At 66.3% G+C, this 3,982-nt stretch carries 6 protein-coding genes; 5 read left to right on the forward strand and 1 reads right to left on the reverse strand.

Annotated features, from left to right (window positions below):
* The 5 genes from AC1DJT_RS34930 to AC1DJT_RS34950 all read left to right on the forward strand — a co-directional run.
* Positions 1-258, forward strand: a 258-nt coding sequence (locus AC1DJT_RS34930; RefSeq protein ID WP_476835884.1) for a MarR family winged helix-turn-helix transcriptional regulator, incomplete at its 5' end; no start/stop codon positions are given.
* A 140-nt stretch (positions 259-398) separates the two neighbouring features.
* A complete protein-coding gene (maiA, locus tag AC1DJT_RS34935; protein ID WP_476835885.1) occupies positions 399-1,034 on the forward strand; it encodes a maleylacetoacetate isomerase in 636 nt (211 codons plus the stop codon).
* A 155-nt stretch (positions 1,035-1,189) separates the two neighbouring features.
* Entirely contained in the window at positions 1,190-1,441 is a 252-nt protein-coding gene (locus AC1DJT_RS34940) for a hypothetical protein (protein WP_441492809.1), read from the forward strand.
* A gap of 156 nt (positions 1,442-1,597) precedes the next feature.
* On the forward strand, positions 1,598-2,347 hold the full coding sequence (locus tag AC1DJT_RS34945; RefSeq protein ID WP_476835886.1) for a response regulator: 750 nt from the start codon (positions 1,598-1,600) through the stop codon (positions 2,345-2,347).
* Positions 2,344-3,687: an ATP-binding protein gene (locus AC1DJT_RS34950; RefSeq protein ID WP_476768977.1), complete on the forward strand. Its 1,344-nt coding sequence runs from the start codon at positions 2,344-2,346 to the stop codon at positions 3,685-3,687. The genes AC1DJT_RS34945 and AC1DJT_RS34950 overlap by 4 nt, the downstream gene beginning before the upstream one ends.
* A gap of 113 nt (positions 3,688-3,800) precedes the next feature.
* On the opposite strand, the gene AC1DJT_RS34955 is transcribed toward AC1DJT_RS34950, so the two are convergent.
* On the reverse strand, positions 3,801-3,982 hold a 182-nt coding region (locus AC1DJT_RS34955), incomplete at its 5' end, for a YciI family protein (RefSeq protein WP_476835887.1).

Below are 3,982 nucleotides of genomic sequence, written 5' to 3' on the forward strand. Positions count from 1 at the left end.
GGCGTCAGCCGTGCGGCCATCGCGCTGGAGAAGAAGGGGCTGATCCGACGGCTGACCGATGAAGCCGACAGCCGACGTCAGCGGCTCTTCCTGACCGATCCCGGCCGAGCCCTGTATCAGCGCTACATTCCGGCGTTGAAACTTCGCGAGGCGGCGATGCTGTCCTGCCTGTCCAAACCAGAACGAAGACAACTTGATCAGCTGCTCGACAAGCTCGCCGCCCATGTGCCGGACTGGGGTTCGCTTTCGGAGCTATAGCGTCTCCCGTTACCGCCAGCTTTTGCGGGTCGGACAAGCGGCGCTGGCAGCCTATGTACTGGCCCTCATGTATATAGCCGGCGCCACCTGGTTTCGATCAAGGCCCGGCCGTCATCGTTCCGCGTCGAGGGGGAGGCAGGATGAAACTCTATACCTATTGGCGGTCCACCTCGTCATACCGCGTTCGCATTGCGCTCGCGCTCAAGGGGCTCGAAGTCACGCCGCGCTTCGTTCATCTCGTCCGGAACGGCGGAGAGCAACATGGCGCGAGCTATCGCGCGCTCAACCCGCAAGGCCGGTTGCCGGCACTGRAACTCGACGACGGCACCATCCTGACCCAATCGCCCGCCATCATCGAATATCTCGAGGAGACCTGTCCGGCTCCGGCGCTCCTCCCGCGCGACCCGGTCTTGCGTGCGAAGGTCCGGGCCGTCGCAGCGATCATCGGCTGTGACATTCATCCCCTCCACAACGTCGCGCCGCTGTCCTATCTCAGGCAGAATCTTGGGCAGGCCGAACCGGAGGTTGCGGCCTGGATCGCCACCTGGATCGGACAGGGGCTCGGCGCCGTCGAGGCGCTGATTGGCGACGAGGGTTATTGCTTCGGCCCCCTGCCCGGCCTGGCGGATATCTACCTGCTGCCCCAGCTCTACGCAGCGCGGCGTTTCCAGGTGCCGATCGACCATTGCACGCGCATCCTGCGGGTCGAGCGATTGTGCAACGAGCACCCTGCCTTCAGGAGTGCCCACCCGTCGATGCAGGGCGATGCCGAGTAGCTGGCCCGACATATCGTCAAGGCGCCAGTTCCGCCMTGCGCCAGATGCGGAGGATGCGCTCAGGGATACAAACGGAAACACTCCAGCAACATCCGTTCGGCACTGGGGCCACAAACGCGACCTATCCGGCAGGCTCACGCAACGTCGGAGCGCCTATGCCGGATATCCCTTCACCCTTGCGGCCGGGCTCGTCGCTGAGGCGCGCCCTGGGGGTCCTCGCCGCAGCAGCCATGTGGATCAGCGTGGTGCTCTTGCGCATCTTCGGGGCCGACACCGCCGACACTGCCTCGGCCTGCAGCCGCATGGTCTATCGCGATCCGGTGACGGGGCGGGAGCAAGCCATCGGAGCCGTCCGGATCGCTGCGGACGGCACGATCCGATGCCGCGATCTCGCCTATCGGCCTTAGATCATCGGTCCGGATATCGTATCCGGTCCGATGATCTAACCAACTGTGATTGCATCGGCTTTGCCCCGAAAACCGCAATCCACTTTTCCGGCCGATGCTTCGGCCCTGCCGATGCTTTAGCCATGATGACGGCTGCAGGGGACCTAAGCCTCCGATATGCTCACATCGCTTGAAACCTGGAAACCTGACGTGAGCGCATCGGCGCATATCCTGATCGTCKAGGACGATCGCGAGATCAGCACGCTGGTCGCGCGCTATCTCGCGCAGAACGACATGCGGACCTCCACCGCGCGCGACGGGCGCGAGATGGACCGGATTCTGCGGGACGGCCGGTTTGACCTCATCGTGCTCGATCTCAATCTCCCCGGCGAGGACGGGTTCTCGATCTGCCGGCGGCTGGGCCTGACGATGCAGCTGCCGATCATCATGCTCACCGCCCGCAGCGAGGATATCGACAGGATCATCGGCCTCGAAATGGGGGCCGACGATTATCTCGGCAAACCGTTCAACCCGCGCGAGCTCCTGGCCCGCATCCGGGCGGTGCTGCGGCGACGGGGCAGCGGACAGGCCGATCCGGACGAGCTTCCCGGCTCCTTTTCCTTCGCGGGCTGGACGCTGAATGCCAATAACCGCGAGTTGACCAATCCCGACAATGTCCGTGTCACTATCACCGGCGCCGAGTTCGATCTGCTGCGGGTGTTGTGCGAGCGGCCCGGGCGCGTGCTCGCGCGCGATGCGCTGCTCGATCTGACGCAKGGACGCGCCGCCACACCGTTCGAGCGCAGCATCGATATCCTGATCAGCCGGCTGCGCCAGAAGATCGAGCGCGAGCCGCGCGAGCCCGAACTGATCAAGACGATCCGCTCGGGCGGATATCTCTTCACGCCCGCCGTCGCCCGGCAATGATCCACCCGTTTCGCCTGCCCGCACGGATCGGCAGCCAGATCGCGCTGCTCGTGATCGGCGTCATCGGCCTGCTCTATCTCGTGCTCTCCGTCGCCCTGGTCTGGCAGGCGCCCCGCGGCAGACCAGGCCCGCCAGCCTATGAGAGCGTGGCGACGATCGCGAAGCTGGTGGCCCGGACGCAGCCTGAGCTGCGCCAGATGGTCGTCGAGACCGCGAACACGGCAGATCGGCGCTACCGGTTCACGCTATCGGCCAAGGACCCCGCCCCCTTGCCAGCGCAGCCGCATCCTTTCGCCGCGGAGGGCATGGCGCAGCGCCTGGGCGAGGGTTTTGCGGTGCAGCCGAACCCGGTGCCTGACGGGGACAGGCCGCCGCAAGGCTATGCGATCCGGCTTCCCGACGGCACGGGCCTCGATGTCGAGATCGCGCCCGGTGGAATGGGGACACCGCCACCGCGCCCCATCTCCATTCTGGTGGTCGCCACGATCATCGTGCTCGGGCTCAATATCGGCGCGCTGACGCTCTGGGCCTCGCGCGGCATCACGGCGCCGCTCGCGCGCTTCGCCTCGGCTGCCGAGGAGTTTTCGATCGACCGCGATCCCTCGCCGCTGCCCGAGGAGGGCCCCCTCGAAGTCCGCACCGCCGCGCGCGCCCTCAACCGCTTGAGGGACCGTATCCATGCGCTGTTTGCCGACCGCACGCGCATGCTGGCGGCGATCAGCCACGACCTCAGGACGCCGATCACGCGCATGCGCCTGCGCGTCGAGTTCATCGAGGACGCTGTCCTGCGCGCTCAGTTCACCCGCGATCTGGAGCATATGGGCACCATGGTGCAGGGCGCGCTGTCCTATCTGCGCGATGTCGACCGGCGCCAGAAGCGCGGTGCTGTCGACCTTTCGAGCCTGCTCCAGACCGTCGCGGACGAGTTCAGCGATATCGGCACATCGACGCGCTACGAGGGGCCGCGACGGCTCGTCGCGACAGGCGATGCCCAGCAGCTGGAGCGCGCCGTGACCAATCTCGTCGAGAACGCGGTGCGCCATGGCACGCAGGTGATCATCCGCCTTCGCAACGAACCCGATGCCCTCCTGATCGAGGTGGCCGACGATGGCCCCGGTATTCCGGAAGCCGATCGCTTGCGCCTGCTCGAACCCTTCATGCGCGGCGACGAGGCACGCGGGCGGATCGATTCAGAAGGCTTTGGCCTCGGCCTCGCCATCACCCGGTCGATCGCGGCCGCCCATGATGGCGAGCTGAGCCTGCACGACAACCAGCCGCGCGGCCTCTTGGCCCGGATCAGCCTGCCGCGCCTGGCCGCTGCGGCTCCTGAGAGCGCCTGAGCGCTTACACCTTTGCCCGGCCGTGCCGCGACAGTCGCGTKGACCCGAACGGGACAGTCATGGCTGCATGTCCCCGCCCCCGCCATCGCTTGAGCGCAGCGCGACGTGCCGCTTCATGAGCGTTGCTCGAGCGGCCACACCTCAACGACGCCATGGGCCACGGCGCAGGGCGTTCGTGAAACCATAGCGATGGCCTCGGCCAGATCGGCGGCTTCGATGATGGCAAAGCCCGCCACCGGCAATGACGACGTCATGAATGGGCCATTGGCCGTTTCAACCTGGGCAGCGTCGGGAT

The sequence above is a fragment of the Allobosea sp. 05T422_2 genome (genome assembly GCF_056396265.1).